General features: G+C 73.4%; 11 protein-coding genes. 7 read left to right on the forward strand and 4 right to left on the reverse strand.

Annotated elements, in window-relative coordinates; all coding sequences use genetic code 11:
- Window positions 1-216 precede the first annotated feature (216 nt).
- Both DMA15_RS10350 and DMA15_RS10355 read left to right on the forward strand, forming a co-directional pair.
- The gene (locus DMA15_RS10350; RefSeq protein ID WP_125517564.1) at window positions 217-1014 is read left to right on the forward strand and encodes an SDR family oxidoreductase; all 798 of its coding nucleotides are present in this window, start codon (window positions 217-219) and stop codon (window positions 1012-1014) included.
- Window positions 1015-1152: 138 nt separating this feature from the next.
- Window positions 1153-1623 carry a lamin tail domain-containing protein gene (locus tag DMA15_RS10355; RefSeq protein WP_125512486.1) on the forward strand — a complete coding sequence of 157 codons (471 nt, stop codon included), beginning with the start codon at window positions 1153-1155 and terminating at the stop codon, window positions 1621-1623.
- Window positions 1624-1666: 43 nt separating this feature from the next.
- On the opposite strand, the gene DMA15_RS10360 is transcribed toward DMA15_RS10355, so the two are convergent.
- Window positions 1667-1993: a nuclear transport factor 2 family protein gene (locus DMA15_RS10360; RefSeq protein ID WP_125512487.1), complete on the reverse strand. Its 327-nt coding sequence runs from the start codon at window positions 1991-1993 to the stop codon at window positions 1667-1669.
- A gap of 155 nt (window positions 1994-2148) precedes the next feature.
- On the opposite strand from DMA15_RS10360, the gene DMA15_RS10365 reads away from it, so the two are divergent.
- The 3 genes from DMA15_RS10365 (at window position 2149) to DMA15_RS10375 (ending at window position 4183) form a co-directional block, all read left to right on the forward strand.
- The gene (locus DMA15_RS10365) at window positions 2149-2673 is read left to right on the forward strand and encodes a DoxX family membrane protein (protein ID WP_125512488.1); all 525 of its coding nucleotides are present in this window, start codon (window positions 2149-2151) and stop codon (window positions 2671-2673) included.
- Between the two features lie 180 nt (window positions 2674-2853).
- On the forward strand, window positions 2854-3621 hold the full coding sequence (locus tag DMA15_RS10370) for a class I SAM-dependent methyltransferase (RefSeq protein WP_125512489.1): 768 nt from the start codon (window positions 2854-2856) through the stop codon (window positions 3619-3621).
- A gap of 19 nt (window positions 3622-3640) precedes the next feature.
- A complete protein-coding gene (locus DMA15_RS10375; protein WP_125512490.1) occupies window positions 3641-4183 on the forward strand; it encodes an MOSC domain-containing protein in 543 nt (180 codons plus the stop codon).
- Between the two features lie 32 nt (window positions 4184-4215).
- Here DMA15_RS10375 and DMA15_RS10380 read toward each other — a convergent pair whose 3' ends face one another.
- Window positions 4216-4722, reverse strand: a complete 507-nt coding sequence (locus tag DMA15_RS10380; RefSeq protein ID WP_125512491.1) for a MarR family transcriptional regulator — start codon at window positions 4720-4722, stop codon at window positions 4216-4218.
- A 156-nt stretch (window positions 4723-4878) separates the two neighbouring features.
- On the opposite strand from DMA15_RS10380, the gene DMA15_RS10385 reads away from it, so the two are divergent.
- The gene (locus DMA15_RS10385) at window positions 4879-5472 is read left to right on the forward strand and encodes a malonic semialdehyde reductase (protein ID WP_125512492.1); all 594 of its coding nucleotides are present in this window, start codon (window positions 4879-4881) and stop codon (window positions 5470-5472) included.
- 42 nt (window positions 5473-5514) lie between these two features.
- Entirely contained in the window at window positions 5515-6768 is a 1254-nt protein-coding gene (locus DMA15_RS10390) for an MFS transporter (protein ID WP_125512493.1), read from the forward strand.
- A 37-nt stretch (window positions 6769-6805) separates the two neighbouring features.
- Here DMA15_RS10390 and DMA15_RS10395 read toward each other — a convergent pair whose 3' ends face one another.
- Window positions 6806-14164, reverse strand: coding sequence for a non-ribosomal peptide synthetase (locus DMA15_RS10395; RefSeq protein ID WP_125512494.1), 7359 nt, complete (start codon window positions 14162-14164; stop codon window positions 6806-6808).
- Window positions 14161-17898: a type I polyketide synthase gene (locus DMA15_RS10400; protein WP_206302704.1), complete on the reverse strand. Its 3738-nt coding sequence runs from the start codon at window positions 17896-17898 to the stop codon at window positions 14161-14163. Before DMA15_RS10400 ends, DMA15_RS10395 begins: the two co-directional genes overlap by 4 nt.
- Window position 17899: the final 1 nt, after the last annotated feature.

Here is a 17899-nt window from a genome sequence, read left to right on the forward strand (position 1 = left end):
TGGCGGTCGGATGATGTCCACGTGCCCGCGCCTCCCGTACGCTGCGGGGCCATGAACGCTGAGCGAACTGCCTCATCGAACGCGGCCGGGACCGAGGGGGAGACGGCGGTGAGGACCGTCGGGGACGGTTCCGTCGGCAGCACCGTGGAGGCCGACCCGGAGGGGGTCACGGCGGGGGTGGCGAGGACCGCCGTGGTCGCCGCCGCGGAGAGCGTCGTGGAGACCGCCGCGGAGCACCTCGCCGAGCCCGCCGCGCCGGACTCCCCCAGGGTCGCCCTGGTGACCGGGGCCGGTTCCGGGATCGGCCGTGCCGTCACCCTCGAACTGCTCGCCGCCGGCTGGTCGGTGGCGCTCGCGGGCCGCCGCCTGGAGACCCTGGAGGAGACGGCCTCCCTCGCCCCCCTCAAGGGCGAGGCCCCCCTGTGCGTACGGACCGACGTGTCGAACCCGGAGGACGTGGCGGCGCTCTTCGGCGCCGTGCGCGAGCGGTTCGGACGCCTCGACCTGCTCTTCAACAACGCCGGCACGTTCGGCCCGGGCGGCGTCCCCGTCGAGGACCTTCCCTACGACGCCTGGCGCCACGTCGTCGACGTCAACCTCAACGGCGCCTTCCTGTGCGCGCAGGCCGCCTTCCGGCAGATGAAGGAGCAGGACCCGCGGGGCGGACGGATCATCAACAACGGCTCGATCGCGGCACACACGCCGCGTCCCAACTCGGTCGCGTACACGGCCACGAAGCACGCGCTGACCGGCCTGACCAAGTCACTCTCCCTGGACGGGCGCCCCTACCGGATCGCCGTCGGGCAGATCGACATCGGCAACGCCGCGACCGACATGACCGAGCGCATGCAGTCCGGCATCCTCCAGGCCAACGGCCAGTTGGCGAGCGAGCCGGTGATGGACGTGGCCGACGTGGCGCGGACGGTGCGGCACATGGCGGAGCTGCCGCTGGAGGCGAACGTGCAGTTCGCGACCGTGCTCGCGACCAACATGCCGTACATCGGGCGGGGTTGAGACCTGCGGAGTGCCAGGGCGGGATCAGGGCGGGGCCGGGATCTCCCCAAGTGGAATCGGAGGTACCGCCTCAAGGCGGGCGCAGGCGCCCCGTATGCTCAGCTCCTCTCCACGAGAACTTCACACTGGGAGCACTCCTTGCGCATACGCACCATGGCCCCCGCGGCGCTCGCCGCCACCGCCCTCTCGGCCTCCCTGCTCGCCGCGTCGCCCGCCTCCGCGGCGACCGCGCGCCACCAGGGCGGGCTGCACCTCGGCACCATCCAGTACGACAGCCCGGGCCGGGACACCCGCTCGAACTCCTCGCTGAACGCGGAGTGGGTGAACATCCACAACAGCACGCGGTCCGCGATCCAGCTCAAGGGCTACAAGCTCAAGGACGAGACCGGCTACACGTACACCTTCGGCAGCTACAACATCGGCGCGGGCAAGACCGTCAAGGTCCGCACGGGCCAGGGCACCAACGCCTCGGGCGTGCGCTACTGGGGCCAGAGCAACTACGTCTGGAACAACACCAGCGACAAGGCGCGCCTGCTCAAGCCGAGCGGTTCGCTCCAGGACTCCTGCTCGTGGACGACGAGCGACGACGGGACCAAGAGCTGCCACTGACCGGCGCCGGCCGCCTCCGAGGGTGCTTCGGGGCCTGGAGGCGTCAGGCCTGGCCCGTTTCGAAGCGGGTGATCCGGCCCGCGTCGTCGACGGTGAAGCGCCACTTCGTGCGCATCTCGCCCCAGGTGTCGTTGCGGTAGCTGACGAGCAGCGTGCGGCCGCCGTCCGACTCCGACTCGACGTCCATGTGGCCGTTGGAGGAGAAGACCTCACGCTCGGTCCACTCGGCGATGTCCCGGTCGGAGCCGTCGTCGGACATGCTCGCGCCGGGGGCGAGCAGCGCCTCGAAGGCGGCCCGGTCGTGGGAGTTCACCGCGGTGACGAACGCGCGTACGGCGGGGTCGCCCAGCCGGTTTACCTGAATGCTCATGGGCCCACGCTCACATCGGGCCGTCCGGGCCGCCACCGGGCGGGGCGGGGCCCTCACCCGTACGGCCGCGCGGGCCGGGTGCCCGGCGCCGGTCCGTCGGACGGTGGGAGGGTCACCCCCTCGGCGAGAGCCGACCCATCGACCTGGGAGCCCCCATGACCTGTTCGTGCCCGGACCGACGTGACCTCGGGCTGCTGCTTCTGCGCGTGGGGACCGGGGGTGTGCTGGCCGCGCACGGCACGCAGAAGCTGTTCGGCTGGTTCGGCGGGGGCGGCCTCCAAGGTACGGGGGCCTGGATGGAGTCCATCGGATACGTGCCCGGCAAGATGAACGCCCTGGTCGCGGGGGTCGCCGAAGCGGGCGGCGGCACGCTGCTCGCGCTCGGCCTCGCGACTCCGGCGGCCGGTTCGGCCGCGGCGGGGGCGATGGCGGGCGCGTCGGCCGTACACGCCCCGAACGGCTTCTTCAGCCAGGGCGGCGGTTACGAGTACCCGGCGTTCCTCGGCATGGTCTCCGCGGCGCTCGCCGTCACGGGGCCCGGCCGCTACTCCGCGGACCATGCGCTCGGCCACTCCCTCAATCGCGCCTGGATGGTTCCGGCGGGGCTCGCGGGCGCGGCGGTGGGGGTGCTTGTGACTCTGGGAGCGCGGCGGAGGGCGCGGCGCTCGCCGGAGGCGTAGTCGGGCCGGGGGGCCTTGGGTGTGGGGTGCCTGCGGGTTCGTTGGGGCTGGGCGCGCAGTTCCCCGCGCCCCTTTGGGGCGCCTCGTGCGGGCCGCACCCCGCGCCCCCTTGGGGCGCCTCGTGCGGGCCCGTGAAAAGTGGTGGTCCGGGTGGGGAAGGGCGGGATAGCGTCCGGTCGTATGAGCCTTGACTCCGATCTTCCGCCGCGGCTTGGTCATCTCGCCTTTCACGGGCCCCTCTCCGACGCCCGCGCGCGGCGGCTCGTCGGGCGGCTCGCGGCCACCGGGCCCCGTACCGTTCTCGACATCGGGTGCGGCTGGGGCGAGTTGTTGCTCCGGGTGCTCGAAGCCGCCCCGGGAGCCACCGGCGTCGGCGTCGACATCGAGGCCGACGACCTGGCCCGCGGCCGCGCCCTCGCCAAGGAGCGCGGGCTCGACGAGCGGGTCGTCTTCGTCGAGGAGTCCGCGAGGGACACCACGCGCGACCCGGCGGACATCGTGCTCTGCCTCGGCGCGAGCCAGGCGCTCAGCGCCGCCGCGCCGCCCCTCGCGACGGTCGAGGCCCTGCGCGCCCTGCGCGGCCTGGTGACTTCCGGGGGCCGGGTGGTCCTCGGGGAGGGCTTCTGGCAGCGGACCCCCACCGAAGGCGAGCTCGCCGGGATGTGGCCGGGCGCCCGCGCGGACGAGCATCTGTCGCTCGGCGACCTGGTGGACGCGGCGATCGAGGCGGGGTTCCGCCCGCTGTGGGTGGAGACGGCGAGCGAGGAGGAGTGGGAGGAGTTCGAGTCGGGTTACCGCAGCGGCGTCGAGGAGTGGCTCGCCGCGCACCCGGACCACCCCTCGGCCGCCGAGACGCGCGCGAAGGTCGACGCCCAGCGCTCCACGTGGCTGCGCGGCTACCGCACCCTGCTCGGCCTCGCGTATCTGACCTTGGTGCCCGTCGGCTGAGGCGGGTTAGGGTCGTGCAATGGACGCGAGAGTCACGGCTGTCAGCGGCAACGCCGCGTACTCCTTCAGCAAGCCGAACCGCGAGAGCGTCACGCTGGTCGCCGGGTTCGGCGTCGAGGGGGACGTACACGCCGGTGAGAAGGTCAAGCACCGCTTCCGCGTACGGCAGAACCCCGACCAGCCGAACCTCCGCCAGGTCCACCTCATCCACGAGGAGCTCTTCGACGAGCTGGCGGCGGACGGCTTCACCGTGGCCCCCGGCGAGCTGGGCGAGAACATCACCACGTGCGGCGTCGACCTCCTCGGCCTGCCCACGGGGACACTGCTGCGCCTCGGCGGTTCCGCCGTCGTGGAGGTCACGGGTCTGCGCACCCCGTGCCGCCAGATCGACACATTCCGGGCGGGGCTCATGAAGAAGCTCGTCGGACGCGACGCCGACGGCGCCGTCGCCCACAAGGCGGGCATCATGAGCGTGGTCGTCCAGGGCGGCGAGATCCACCCCGGCGACCCGATCGAGGTCGTCCTGCCCGAGGGTCCGCACCGCCCGCTGAGAACCGTCTGAGGCATCCCCTGTAAGGGCCCTTGCGAGGGGCGTTACTTGATGGTGGTGTCGCCGAGGGCCTCAAGTACCCGCCGGAGACCGTCCCCCGCCGCATCGACCAGCTCGCGGTCCACGTCGGCGAGCAGCAGTTCGTAGTTGGCCAGGTGGTCGGCGAAGGCGGCCCGCACGACCTCGTGCCCGCGCTCGGTGAGGCGGATCTTGACGCTGCGCCGGTCCTCCGTGTCGCGTACGCGCTCCACCAGGCCCTTGGCCTCCATCTTGTCGACGCGGTTGGTGATGGTTCCGGACGACACCATGGACGCCTTGAGGAAGGTGCCGGCGGTCAGGGCGTAGGGCGGGCCGGAGCGCTGGAGCGTGGTGAGGACGTCGAACTCCCCGACGTCCAGGCCGTGTCGGCCCGCGATGGTCTTGACCGACTTGTCGACCACGAGGGCCAGCCGCTGGATGCGGCCGAAGAGCTGCACGGGCCACAGCTCCTCCTCCAGGTCGGGCCGCTCCTTGGCCCACTGACCGATGATCGCGTCCACGGCGTCACTCATCGCTGCCACTCCTCTCGATACGCGCTATCTCAGTAGAGACTCTATCAGTCCTGGTTCTCTTAGTTTCGAGATACTTGACTCTGGGATAGTCGAATGCTTTTATCTCACTACTGAGATTGTCGAGTCCGAGCGACAACCGAACGACAGGAGTACGTCATGTCCGAGCTGTCCCTCCACCCCGCCGCCCAGGACCTGCTCTTCCGCGAGGCGCGCACCGCGAACACCTTCACCGACGAGCCGGTCACCGAGGAGCAGGTCCAGGCCATCTACGACCTGGTGAAGTACGCCCCCACCGCCTACAACATGTCGCCGCTGCGGGTGGTCCTCGTCCGGTCCACCGACACCCGCGAGCGGCTCGGGGAGCTGATGGCCGAGGGCAACAGACAGAAGACGCTGGCCGCCCCGCTGGTCGCGATCCTCGCCACCGACAACGAGTTCCACGAGGAACTGCCCTCGCTGCTCCCGCACTTCCCGCAGGCCAAGGACCTCCTCTTCGCCGACCGCGCCGTCCGGGAGGAGTCCGCGCTGGTCAACGGCGTGCTCCAGGCCGCCTACTTCATACTCGGCGTGCGCGCGGCGGGGCTGGCCGCGGGGCCCATGACCGGCTTCGACTTCCCGGGCGTACGCAAGGAGTTCCTGGACGACGACCACACCCCGCTGATGGTCGTGAACATCGGCCGGCCGGGCCCGGACGCCTGGTTCCCGCGTTCACCGCGGCTCAGCTACGGCCAAGTCGTCACCTCCGTCTGAACCCCTCCGCCTGAACCCCCCGACCCGATCGGAGCCGCCAGCATGTCCGTGCTCACGCAGACCCGTCCCGGCCCCGCCCCGCAGGCGGCATCCGTCACCCCGCCCCCGGCCGCCGTACGCCCCACGCGCCAAGTCCCTGCCCTCTGGCTGGCGTTGCTGGCCACCCCGGTCGCCGCGAGCGCCAACAGTCCCGTGCTGATACTCCCCGACATGGCCGGCTCGCTCGGGGTCCGTACGGCCACCGCGACCTGGCTCGTCACCGTGTTCGCCTGGGCCATGGCCGTCGGCACCCCGCTGATGGCGGCACTGCTGCGCCGCCGCGGCCTCGGCACCACGCTCAAGCTGAGCGCCGCCCTGGTCGTGGCCGGCACCGCGGTCCTCGCCGCGGCGCCCTGGCTGCCGCTCGCCATGGCGGGGCGGGCCGCGCAGGCCGCGGGCGGCGCGGGCCTGGTGACCGCGGCGATGAGCCTGGCGGGCTCGGTCCGCCGGATGGGCGTGATCACCGCGGGCTTCGGCACGCTCGGGGCGGTCGGGCCGCTCCTCGGCTCGGCCGTCGCGGGCACCGCCTCCTGGCGGGTGTCCCTGGCCGTCGGCGCGGTCGCCCTCCTCGCCCTGCCCGCGGTCGTACGCCGCGCCGACCTGTCCGCACCGCGAGGGAGCACCCCGTTCGACGGCCGGGGCGCCGCCCTGCTGGTCCTGACGGCGACGGCCCTGGTGCTCATCCCGCGCTATCCGCTCCCGGCCCTGGCCGCCGCACTGGCGACGGCCGTACCGCTGGCCCTGCACATCCGCGCACACCCCACCGGTTTCGTGCCGACGGCCCTGCTGCGCACCCGCGCCTTCGTGCTCTCGGCCGCGCTCGCCTGCACCTTGGCGACCTCGTACTTCACCCTGCTCTTCACGGTCCCGCAGCTGCTGGGCGAGCGCACCGACTGGTCGGCCGCCACGATCGGCACCGGCCAGCTGGTGGCCCTCCTCGCCGGCTCCGCGCTCTCCATGGCGCTGGCCGCGGCCTCGGCCCGGATGACCCGGGCACGGGTCCTGACGATCCTGCTCACCGTCGGCGCGCTCGCACCGCTCACCGCCGCGCTGACCCCCTGGGCGCCGCTGCTCCTGCTGGTCGCGACGCTGGCCGTCTTCACGACCAGCGCCGGCCAGGCGACGCTCATGGTGTACGCGACCAAGGACGCGCCGGACGCCCAACGCCCCACCGGCATCGGCCTGTTCAACCTCTGCTACCAGCTCGGCGGCGCCTTCGGCCCGGCGATCGCGGCGGCCGTCGCACTGGGCGGCTGAGGCGGGGGGCCGGTGAGCGGCCGGTGAGCCCGGCCGCTCAGCCCTCCTCCCCCTCCCCCGCCCCGGGGGCAGTGACGGACTCCGCCAGGAGATCGACGTACGCGGTGGTCCACGCCTCGACCGTGGCGCGGTCCCACAGGTCGGTCGAGTACTCCAGGTAGCCGGAGAGGACATCGCCCGTGGGGATCAGGCCGAAGTTGAACTCCGAGCGCGCGCCGGGCACCGCGAGGTCCTCCACCGCCGTGGTCACGCCGGGCAGTTCGATGTCCGTCTCCAGCGAGCTCTGGTACTGGAAACCGAGCGGCAGCCGGTCGGGGACCTCGGTCCCCAGCGCCTCCCGCAGCTCCTCCGCCACCGCCCGAATCGGCGCGGCGTGGTCGATGGCCCCGACCACACCGCGCGCCACCTGGTCCACCAGCGCGCCGAACGTGTCGGCCTCGCCGCCGCGGACCCGGAGCGTGAAGGACGACACCGTGCAGGCCGCGAGGGCCTCGAACTCGCGCCGCTCGCGGTTGGCGTAGGAGATGCCGAGTACGACGTCCTGTTCGCCGGTCACCTTCGCGACCAGGCGGGCCAGGGCGGCCGCCGTCACCGCGAAGGGCGTCGTCCGGTGCCGCCGCGCCAGCGCCTCCACGCCGGCCCGCACCGCGCTCCCCACGGTGAACAGCACCACGTCGCCCTCCCCGCTCAGCTGCTCGGGGCGGGGCCGGTCCAGTGGCAGCGCCAGGTCGAAGGGGGCGCCTTTCAACTGCCGTGCCCAGTAGTCGACGAGGCGGCCCCTGTCCTGGGTGCGGCCGCGGTCCTGCTGCCAGCGCGCGTACTCGCTGGGCTGCGGCACGGTCTCCGGCAGGCCGTGGGGCTCTCCGGTGACCGCCGCCCGGTACAGCGCGGCCAGTTCGCGCAGCAGGACGCTGACCGACCAGCCGTCGCAGGCCGAGTGGTGCAGGACGAAGAGGAGCGCCCAGCGGTCGGCGCCGGTGCGCAGCAGCCGGAACACCGGGGCGAGTTCGGCCCGGATGTCGAACGGCTCGGCCGCCGTCTCCGCCGCCAGACGCTCGGCCTCCGCCTCCGTGTCGGCCACGTCCGCGGGGTCCGGGCACGCGACCAGATCCTCCTCGGGCAGCTCGACCGGCCGTGGGGCCAACGCCTCCTGCCACCACTCCCCCGTCCCCTCGTCCTGCACGAGGCGGGTGCGCAGCGCCTCGTGGCGGGCGACCAGTTGGGTCAGTGCGGCGCGCAGGGCGGGTACGTCGAGCGCGCCCGTGAAGGTGAGGCGCATCGCCACGTTGTAGATCTGGGGGCGGGGGTGGGTCAGGTGCCGGGTGATGAAGGCGCTCTGCTGGGCGGTGACGGGGGCGCGCCCGAGTACGTCGGCGGCCGTTCCGCTCCTGCTCCCGTTCTCGTCCTCTCCCTCGCCCTCGCCCTCGCCCTCACTCTCGCTTTCGGTTTCGCTCTCGTCGCCGTTCGCGGAGAGGTACTGCGCCATGGCGCCCAGCGTGGGCTGCTCGTAGAAGCGGGCAACGGGGTACTCGACGCCGAACTCCTCCCGCACGCTGTTGACGAGGCGGATGGCCGTGAGCGAGTGCCCGCCAAGCTCGAAGAACGATGCGTCGGCCCCGACCATGGCGGGATCGATCTCGAATTCGTCGGCCCACAGCCGCCGCACGCGCGCCTCCACGTTCTCGGGGGCCGGGCGGACGGGAGCGGCGGAGGGCGGGGTGTCGCCGGGTGCCATGGGGTTCGTCACCGTCGTGAGGGACGGGGCGGGCAGCGCCGTTCGGTCCAGCTTTCCGTTGGCGGAGAGGGGGAGCGCGGGCAGTACGGACCAGGCGCGCGGGACCAGGTGGTCGGGGAGGCGTGTCGCCAGTTCCGCCGTCAGGCGGGCGGCCAGTTCCTGGGGGCTCGACGTCGGCGTCGCGGGCACCACGTAGGCCGCGAGGCGGGCCTCCCCCCGGTGGTCCCGGTGCGACAGGACCACCGCCTCGGCGACCTCCGCGAGGCCGTTGAGGGCGTGCGAGACCTCTTCGGGCTCCACGCGGAACCCCCGTATCTTCACCTGGTCGTCCGACCTGCCCCGGAACTCCAGGGCCCCTGAAGCGTCCCAGCACACCAAGTCGCCCGTGCGGTACATCCGTTCCGTGCCGTCCGGGCCGTCCGGGCCGCCCGTGCGGGCCAGCGGGTCGCGGACGAAGCGTTCCGCGGTCAGGTCGGGCCTGCCCAGGTAGCCGGTGGCCACCCCGGGGCCGCCCACGTACAGCTCCCCCACCTCCCCGGCGGGCACCTCGCGGCCCTCCGCGTCGAGCACCCGCAGCGTGACGTTGTCGACCGGGCGCCCGACCGGGATCGGGGCCGGGGCCTCGGAGGGGGCGGGGGCGGGCTCCACCGTGTGGACCGTGCAGAGCACCGTCGCCTCCGTGGGGCCGTACACGTTCACCGTCTCGTACGGCGCGCCCGGGCGCGGCCTGGTGCGCAGTACGTCGCCGCCGAGCAGCAGGTGCCGCAGCGGGGGCTGCCGGTCGTCGGGCAGGGCGAGGACGGCCTCGCCGAGGGCGGTCGGCAGGATGGTGAAGGTGACGGCGTGCTCCGCGTACCAGCGGGCCAGCGCGGCCGGGTCCTTGCGGACCGTGTCGTCGGCGACGACGACCGTGGCGCCCGCCGTCAGCGCGGGCCAGATCTCCAGGACGGCCGCGTCGAAGCTCTGCCCGCACACGGCGGCGCTGCGGTCGTCCGCCGTGAAGCCGAAGCGCTCGTGGTGCCACTGGCACAGGTCCACGACCGCCCGGTGCGGGATGGCCACGCCCTTGGGAGCGCCCGTGCTGCCCGAGGTGTAGATCGCCATGCACAGGGACTCGGGGTCGGGAGCGGATCCCGGCGGCGCGTCCGTGGACGCGAGTGGCGCGGCGTCGACCTCCACCACGGCGGTCCCGGACGGCGGTGTCGGCCTCCCCTCGGCCTCCCCGTCCACCACGAGCGTCCGCGCCCCGCTCTCGGCGAGGATCGCCTCGGCCCTCGCCCGGCCCTGTCCGGGGTCCAGCGGCACATAGCCGTGGCCCGACTTGAGCGCCGCCAGCATGGTGACGACGAGGTCGATGCCGCGCGGCAGCCACAGGGCGACCGGCCCGTCACCCCGGCCCCGCTCGCGCAGGACGGCCGCGAGCCGCTCGGCGCGCTCGTCCAGCTCCCGGTAGGTCAGCGTCTGTTCGCCGCTGATCACGGCGGTGCGGCCGGGGGCCGCCTCGGCCCACCGTGACGCGAGGGCGTGGACGGTGCTCCGGGTCCGCTGCCGGGCCCGCCCGCGCCGCCACGCCTCGGGCACCGCGCCCGGTCCCGGGGCGCCCACCGCTTCCGTGAGGACGTCACGGAAGGTCCCGAAGAGCGCGTCGACGGTCGCCTCGTCGAACAGGTCGGTGTTGTACTCCAGATGGCAGCGGACGCCGTCCGGCTGATCGGTGAAGTACACGCTGAGGTCGGTCAGCGCCTTGTCGGGCCCCGAGTCGAGCGGTGTCGCCCGCACCCCGGGCAGGTCGAAGCGGAAGGGGTCGCCGGTCTCGTACTCGGCGAGCGTCTGGAAGACGGGCGTCCTGTCGAGTGCCCGCGCGGGGGCCAGCTCCCGGACGACGGCCTCGAAGGGCACGTCCGCGTGGTCGTACGCGTCCAGGGCGACCGCGCGCACCCGGTCGAGAAGGGTGCCGAAGTCCGGGTCGCCGGAGAGGTCGAGGCGCAGCGCGAGGGTGTTCACGAAGAAGCCGACGACATCCTCGTACGGGGGCCTGCGGTCGGACATCGGGGTGCCGATGACGAGGTCGTCCTGGCCGGTGACGCGGCGCAGGGCCGCCGCGTATCCGGCGAGCAGCGTCATGAAGAGCGTACTGCGCCGCTCGCGGCTGAACTTGCGTACGGCGTCGGAGAGTTCGGGGGTGAGCGTGCGGAACAGGGCGCGGCCGTTCGACGTCATCACGGCGGGCCTCGGCCGGTCCGTGGGCAGGTCGAGGACGGGCAGGTCGCCGTCGAGCGCCTTCTTCCAGTACGCGAGGTCCTCCGCCGCCTTCGCGTCGCCGAGGGAGTCGAGCTGGCGGCGGGCGTGGTCGGCGTAGGTGTGGGTGAGGGCGGGCAGTCCGGCGGCGGCCGGGGCGCCCGCGGGCTCGCCCGTGGTCTCGCCCGCGCTCTCCGCGCGGTAGAGGGCGGACACGTCGCGGGCGAGGACGGCGGCCGACGCCGCGTCCATCACGATGTGGTGCAGGGAGAGGACGAGGACGTGCCGCTCGGCGCCGAGGCGGACCAGGCGCGTGACGAACAGGGGGCCGTTCGCGAGGTCGAAGCGGCGCTCGCTCTCCGCCTTGAGGGTGTCGGCGACCGCGTCACGCCCGGGGGCCGTCCCGTCGACGACCTCGAAGTCCACCCCACTGGCCTCTTGGGCGAACTGCCGCGCCTCGCCCGCCACTTCGCGGAAGACCGTGCGCAGCTGCTCGTGCCGGGCGACGAGCGCGCGCAGGGAGTTCCGCAGCGCGTCGACGTCCAGCGGGCCGTCGAGGTCGATGGCCTTGACCTCGTTGTACGCGGTGCGGCCCGGCAGCATCCGCTCCAGGAACCAGATCCGCTGCTGGCCCGGCGAGAGGGGCGCTCCGGAGGCGGGCGGCACGGTGGCGGGTGGCGCGGTGGCGGCCGGCGCGGCGGTGGGCGTCGTGCAGGAGCGGCGCAGCGCGTCGAGGTGGACCAGACCGGCGCGCATCGCGGCCGGCTCCACGCCGAAGTCGACCAGCGCGACGACCTCGTCGGCGCCCGCGGCCCGCACCTCGTCCACGACGAGCCGCACGCTCTCGGGGCTGCCGATGAGGGCGCGCTGGTCGCAGTAGCGGTCGTAGGCGCGGCGGAACACGACGTCCAGGTCGTCCTCCGTCATCGCCGACAGGTCGACCTGGTGGCCCAGGCTGTTGGCGACGCCGCCGAACAGGGACAGGGACGCCCGCATGTACCGGGACAGCGGCTCGCGGGCCTCGGCGCGGGCCGCCGCGTGGTCCTCGGCGAGGTAGGTGTGCAGGAGCACGGCGACGTGCCCCGCGTCCGGGTCGAGGCCGTGCTCGGCGCGCGTACGGCGGTAGAGCGCGATGTTCTCGCGGAGCTGGTCGACGCCCTGGGTCATGAGGTTGGTGACGATGCCGAGGTCGTGGCGTGCGGCCTGTTCGTACGAGGCCGGGTTGCCGACCACGGCCGTATACATGGGCGGGGCGTCCTGCACCGGGCGCGGGAAGAGGCACAGGGCCTTCTCGCCGTCGCCGGTGGTGCGGCGCACGGGGTCGCCGCGCCACAACTGCCGCACCTGCGCCACCTGTTCGTACATCGTCTCCTTGTGGGTGCCGAAGCGCTCGGGGAAGAAGACGAAGTCGTTGGCGTGCCAGCCGCTGGCGCAGCCGATGCCGACGCGGCCCCCGGAGAGGTTGTCGACCATCGACCACTCTTCGGCGACGCGGATCGGATCGTGCAGCGGCAGGACGACGGAGCCCGCGTTGATGCGGATGCGGTCGGTCTCGCGGGCGAGCGCGGCGGCGAGTACCACCGGGTTCGGGAAGAGGCCGCCGAAGGAGTGGAAGTGCCGCTCGGGGATCCACAGGGAGTGGAAGCCGTTGCGGTCGGCGAAGCGGGCGGTCTCCAGGAGGTGGTCGTACTTGCCGTGCCGGGGCGCCTGCTCGTCCTGCGGGTAGTCGCCGAAGAAGTAGACGCCGAAGTCGAGGGGGCGGGTGCGCGCCGCTGCGGCTCGGGGGGCGGGCACGGCAGCGGCCGCGGCGGCGTTCCAGGCCATGGCCTGCGGCTTCGCCTTCGGCTTCGGTTTCGGTGTGGGCTTAGGCGTCGCCTTCGCCTTCGCCTTCGTACGGAAGAAGCCCGCAGCGCGCAGCTCCCGCAAGGAGCCCTTCACCGCGTCGACGATGAACTCGACGTCGCTGTCGGAGTGTTCGGTGGAGAGGAAGAAGTTGCGCCACTCCCACACGTGGACGCCGCGCAACATCAGGTGGTGGTAGAGCAGCTCCATGTCCGCGCGGTGCTCGAACCGGAACATCGAGCCGAAGTGGCTCATGCTCAGGGCGAACTCCTCCGCCTCGAAGAAGGAGTTGAGCGCGCCCGCCAGCTCGTCGGTGCGGGCGTTCAGCCGCTCCTGGAGGCGCGGGCTGTGCTCCTTGAGGTGGGTGAGCACGGCGCGGGCCGCGACCATCGACACGGGGTGCTGGATGTACGTACCGCCGAAGAAGGTCGTGTCGGCCGCCGGGTAGCTGTCGTCCCCGTAGCTCCAGTATCCGCCGTCGATGCCGTCCATGATGTCGGCGCGGCCCGCGATGGCCCCGATGGGGAAGCCGCCGCCGAGCAGTTTGCCGTAGGTGGCGAGGTCGGGGGTGACGCCGTAGAGGTCCTGGGCGCCGCGCGGCGCGGGGCGGAAACCGGTCAGCATCTCGTCGAAGAGCAGCACGATGCCGTGGCGCGCGGTCAGCTCGCGCAGCCGTCGCACGAAGGCCGCGGGCTGGAGCGCCGGGTGGCGGCTCTGCACCGGCTCGACGACGACCGCCGCGATGTCGCCCGCCTGCGCCTCGATGACGGCGAGGCTCTCCTCGCTGCCGTAGGGGAGGACGAGCAGATCGGCGACGGCGTTCTGCGGGACGCCCGCGGACATGGGGACCGTGGTCAGGCCCTCGCCGCCGGTGCGCGGGGAGCGGCCGAGGACGTTGTCGTTGTGGCCGTGGTAGGCGCCCTCGAAGGTGATGATGCGGGAGCGGCCGGTGGCGGCGCGGGCGAGGCGGATGGCGGCGGAGTTCGCCTCGGTGCCGGAGTTGGCGAAGGCGACGCGCTCCATGCCGGTCAGCTCGGCGAGGAGTTCGGCGGCCTCGCCGGTCTCGACGTTGCGGGGGCCGAGCTGGATGCCGCGCGAGAGGTGCTCGCGGACCGCTTCGGAGACGAAGGCGGGCTCGTGGCCGAAGAGCAGCACGCCGAAGCCCATGGTGATGTCGACGTAACGGTTGCCGTCGACGTCCTCCAGCCAGGAGCCGTGCGCCCTGCGCCCCGCGATGGGGTACAGCATCTCCTTCGTGCCGCTGCGGAACCCGACCGCGGCCCGGCTGTCGGCGAGCACCCGGCGGTAGCGCTGGGTTATCCGCTTCGAGGTGGGCGTCTTGGCGGTGTAACGGCGTACGAGGTCGTCGAGGTGGGCCCGCTGCGACTCCGGGGAGCCGCCGCGGACCATCCCGGAGGCGCGGGACACCTCCAGGCGGGGCCCGTGCTGGGCGGGGCGGGCCGCGGGCGGCGCCTCTCCCGCCGGGGCCCCCAGCTGCTGGGAGATGCGCTGGGACAGCTCGGCCATCGCGGCGAGGTCCTGGTCGACGGCCGCGGAGAGGGAGTCCTGGGGCGCGCTCATCGGTCTGTCCGGGTGGCCGGGGCGGCGGCGTGAGCGGTCTGACCCGCCTGGGCCGCGAGGAGCTGGGAGAGCTGTCCCATCAGCTGGAGCTGCATCTGGGAGAGCTGGTGGACCTGACGCACCAGCTCCTCGACTTCGCGGCGGGTGGCGTACTCGGGTGGGGTGGCGGGGGCGATAGGGGCGGGGGTGGTTGGGGTTGCCGGGGCGGTCGGGGCGGTCGGGGTGGCTGGCTCGGGTTCGCGGTACGTCGGGGTGGGCTCGCGGTATGTCGGCACGGGCTCCCGGTACGACGGAGCCGGTTCCCGGTACGTGGGCGCGGGCTCCGCGTACGCCGGAACGGGCTCGCGGTAGGTGGGCGCGGGCTCACGGCCTGTCGGAGCCGATTCCCCCCTGTACGCCGACGCGGGCTCGCGGTACGCAGGCGCCGGTTCTCGGTACGTGGGCGCGGGCTCCTGATACGTCGGAGCCGACTCCCGGTACGTGGGCGCGGGCTCCCGGTGCGTCGGCGCGGGCTCCCGGTACAGCGGCGCCGCGGACCCGTACCGCGAGGCGGACTCAGGCGTGGCGAGCGGGGCGCTGGGGGCGCTCGGGGCGCTCGGGGCACCGGAGCCCCCCGCCCCCATCTTGCCCACGATGATCCGCGCGAGCCCCTTCGCCGAGCCCGCCTCCTCGAACAGCTCCCGCATCGACACCTTGACGCGGTGCTCCTCCTCCAACTCCCGCAGCACGCCGATCATCTGCAGCGAGTCCGCACCGAGGTCGAAGAAGGAGGCGTCCTCCGCTATCTCGCTCGTTTCGTAGCTGAGATGCTCCGCGGTGACCTTGATGATGTGCTGGAGCACCCGCTCGACCACTGCCTCGTCCTGTGCCACTTCGGCCCCATCCCTTGCCGGTTGTGCGGGCCGGGGAAGGTGGTTCTCCGGCCCTGTCCAGTAGTCCTTGTGCTGGAAGCGGTAGCCGGGCAGGGGGATCCTGCGGCCCGCCCGGCCCATGAAAGTCCGCCAGTCGACGGGCGCCCCGGCCCGGTAGAGACCCGCCGCCGCGTCCCAGAGCGGTTCGAGCCCCGCGCCGCGCCGCAGCGTGGGATACGCCGCCCGGCCCGGCAGTTCGCGCCGCGCCAGCCCGCTGAGCGTGGTGTGCGGGCCGAGTTCCAGGAGTGTGCCCGCGGCGGTGTGCGAGGCGCCGAGTTCGCGCAGGGCGTCGGCGAACCGCACCGGCTCACGTGTCTGTCGTACGAAGTAGTCGGCGTCCGGCGTCCAGCCGGTGGGCCGGGTACGACCGTCGAGGCCGCTCACGAACGGCACCTCGCACGGCCCGAACTCCACCTCGGCGCACAGCTCGCGCAGACCGTCCAGGACCGGGTCCATCAGCGCGGTGTGGAACGCGTGACGCACCTCCAGTCGCCGCGCCGGGACCCCGCGCTCGGCCAGCAGGGCCAACAGGGTGTCCATGGCAGCGGCCGGGCCCGCGAGCACCTGGCTGCGCGGGCCGTTGCTGACGGCCAGTTCGACGCCGGGCACCTCGGCGGCCAGCTCGACCGCCGCGCCCACCTCGACCGGGACCGCGACCATCGCGCCGGGCGCGCAGAGGCGGCGCATCAGCGCGCCGCGCCCTGCCGTCAGGCGCAGGCCGTCCGTGAGCGAGAGCGCCCCGGCCGCGTACAGCGCCGCGTACTCCCCCACGCTGTGCCCGGCGACCACGCGGGGCGCGATCCCGGCCGTGTCCCACAGGCGGACGAGCGCGCACTGGAGTGCGAAGAGAGCGGGCTGCGCCACGTCGGTGGGCCAGACCGGCTCGGCCCCGGCCCCGTGCTCGGTCTCGTGCTCCGTCCCGAGCAGTGGGGCGAGGAGGCTGTCGCCGCCGGTGAGCGCCGCGTACCGCGTCTCGCAGGCGTCGAGGATCTCGCGTACGACGGGGAAACGCTCGTGGAGCAGGCGTGCCGTGCCGCGGTGGAGGCTGCCTTGGCCGGTGAAGAGGAAGCCGATGTCGGCCCCGTCCGTGCCTGCGCCCCCCGCACCTGCCCCGTCCGCGCTCGGTGGCTTAGTGAGCCAGGCGTCGAGGCCGGCCGTGAGCGCGGCGATGGTGTCGCCCCGTACGGCGAGGCGGTGCCTTCGGTGGGCGCGGCCGAGCGCCAGCGTCGTCACCAGGTCCGCGGGGTGCGTGTCGGGGTGGGCGCGCAGGTGGTCGCGTAGGGCGAGGGCGTTGTCGGTGAGCGCGGCCTCGGTGTGGCCCGCGACCAGCAGGACGCCGGGGGGCTGCGGCGTGTCGGCGGGGCGGGGGGCGGGCTCGGGGGCCTCCTCGAGGACGACGTGGACGTTGGTGCCGCCGACACCGAAGGAGCTGACGCAGGCCCGGCGCGGGGTGGCGCCCCGGGGCCACGGGCGCGGGGACTCGGGTATGTAGAAGGGGCCGGCCGCGAGGTCGAGGGCGGGGTTGGGGCGGCGGAAGTTGGCCATCGGCGGGATGATTTTGTGCCGCAGGACGAGCAGCGTCTTGATGAGGCTCGCCAGCCCCGAACAGACGTCGAGGTGCCCGATGTTGGCCTTGACCGAGCCGAGGGCGCAGTAGCCGGTGCGGTCGGTGTCGGCGCGGAACGCGGCGGTGGCGCCCTCGAACTCGATCGGGTCACCCTTGAAGGTGCCGGTGCCGTGGGTCTCCAGATAGCCGACGGTGCCCGCGTCGACCCCGGCCCGCTCCAGGGCGCGCCGGATGGCGCCGCGCTGGCCGTCGGCGCTGGGCGCGGTGAACGCGCGTTTGTCGGCGCCGTCGTTGTTGACTCCCCAGCCGCGGAGGACGCCGTGGATGTGGTCGCCGTCCGCGAGGGCCCGGTCAAGGCGCTTCAGCACGACGGCCGCGACGCCCGTACCGCCGACGGTGCCGTCCGCGTCCGCGTCGAAGGGCCGCAGGTAGCCACTCTTGGAGAGGATGGATCCCTTGACGTACTGGTAGCCGAGGACCTGCGGCACGTGCAGGGCCGTGGCCCCCGCCACCGCGATGTCGCACTCGCCGTGGGCCACGGACTGCGCGGCGAGGGCCACGGCCGTCAGCGAACTGGAGCACGCCGTCTGGACGTTGACGGCCGGTCCCGTCAGGCCGAGGCGGTAGGAGGCGCGGTTGGCGGTGAAGTCGGTGAAGTTGCCGACGGTGACCTGGAGCCCGGCGACCCAGTCGGCCACGCCGTCCGGCAGGACGTTGTTCTGGAGGTAGGTCTGGAGGGAGTAGAGGTGGTAGCCGGTGCTGGCGTAGACGCCGATTTCGTGGCCGGGGGGTGGGCCTGAGTGACCTGCGCCGCCAGAGTGGCCGGCGCCGCCCGCGCCGCTCGGGCCGCCCGCGTACCCGGCGTTCTCCAGGGCGTGGTGGACGCATTCCAGGAAGAGCCGGTGCTGGGGGTCGGTGATGCGGGCCTCGTGCGCGCTCATCCCGAAGAAGCTCGCGTCGAAGCCGGCGATGTTCTCGAGGACGCCGCTCGCCCCGACGAAGTCGTCGGCGCGGTACTGCTCCTCGGACACGCCCGCGGCGGCGAGTTCGGCCTCGGTGAAGCGGCGTATGCGGTCGGCGCCGTCGTGGATCGTGCGCCAGAACTCCTCGGGGGTGTCGGCGCCGGGCAGCCGGAAGGACATCCCTACGACGGCGACGGGGATGGCGCGGGGAGCGGGGGAGGCGTCGCGGGAGGGAGTGACGGTAGCGGTATCGATGTCAATGCCAATATTGATGTCACTGTCGGTGGCGGTCATG

It is taken from the genome of Streptomyces sp. WAC 01529 (genome assembly GCF_003945545.1).
Lineage (GTDB): Bacteria > Actinomycetota > Actinomycetes > Streptomycetales > Streptomycetaceae > Streptomyces > Streptomyces anatolicus.

Bases quoted from the DNA above. Each gene is read 5' to 3' on its own strand.
- DMA15_RS10360 (WP_125512487.1), bottom strand. From the start codon at position 1,993: ATGAGCATTCAGGTAAACCGGCTGGGCGACCCCGCCGTACGCGCGTTC.
- DMA15_RS10365 (WP_125512488.1), top strand. From the start codon at position 2,149: ATGACCTGTTCGTGCCCGGACCGACGTGACCTCGGGCTGCTGCTTCTG.
- DMA15_RS10390 (WP_125512493.1), top strand. From the start codon at position 5,515: ATGTCCGTGCTCACGCAGACCCGTCCCGGCCCCGCCCCGCAGGCGGCA.
- DMA15_RS10375 (WP_125512490.1), top strand. From the start codon at position 3,641: ATGGACGCGAGAGTCACGGCTGTCAGCGGCAACGCCGCGTACTCCTTC.
- DMA15_RS10395 (WP_125512494.1), bottom strand. From the start codon at position 14,164: ATGAGCGCGCCCCAGGACTCCCTCTCCGCGGCCGTCGACCAGGACCTC.
- DMA15_RS10370 (WP_125512489.1), top strand. From the start codon at position 2,854: ATGAGCCTTGACTCCGATCTTCCGCCGCGGCTTGGTCATCTCGCCTTT.
- DMA15_RS10385 (WP_125512492.1), top strand. From the start codon at position 4,879: ATGTCCGAGCTGTCCCTCCACCCCGCCGCCCAGGACCTGCTCTTCCGC.
- DMA15_RS10400 (WP_206302704.1), bottom strand. From the start codon at position 17,898: ATGACCGCCACCGACAGTGACATCAATATTGGCATTGACATCGATACC.
- DMA15_RS10380 (WP_125512491.1), bottom strand. From the start codon at position 4,722: ATGAGTGACGCCGTGGACGCGATCATCGGTCAGTGGGCCAAGGAGCGG.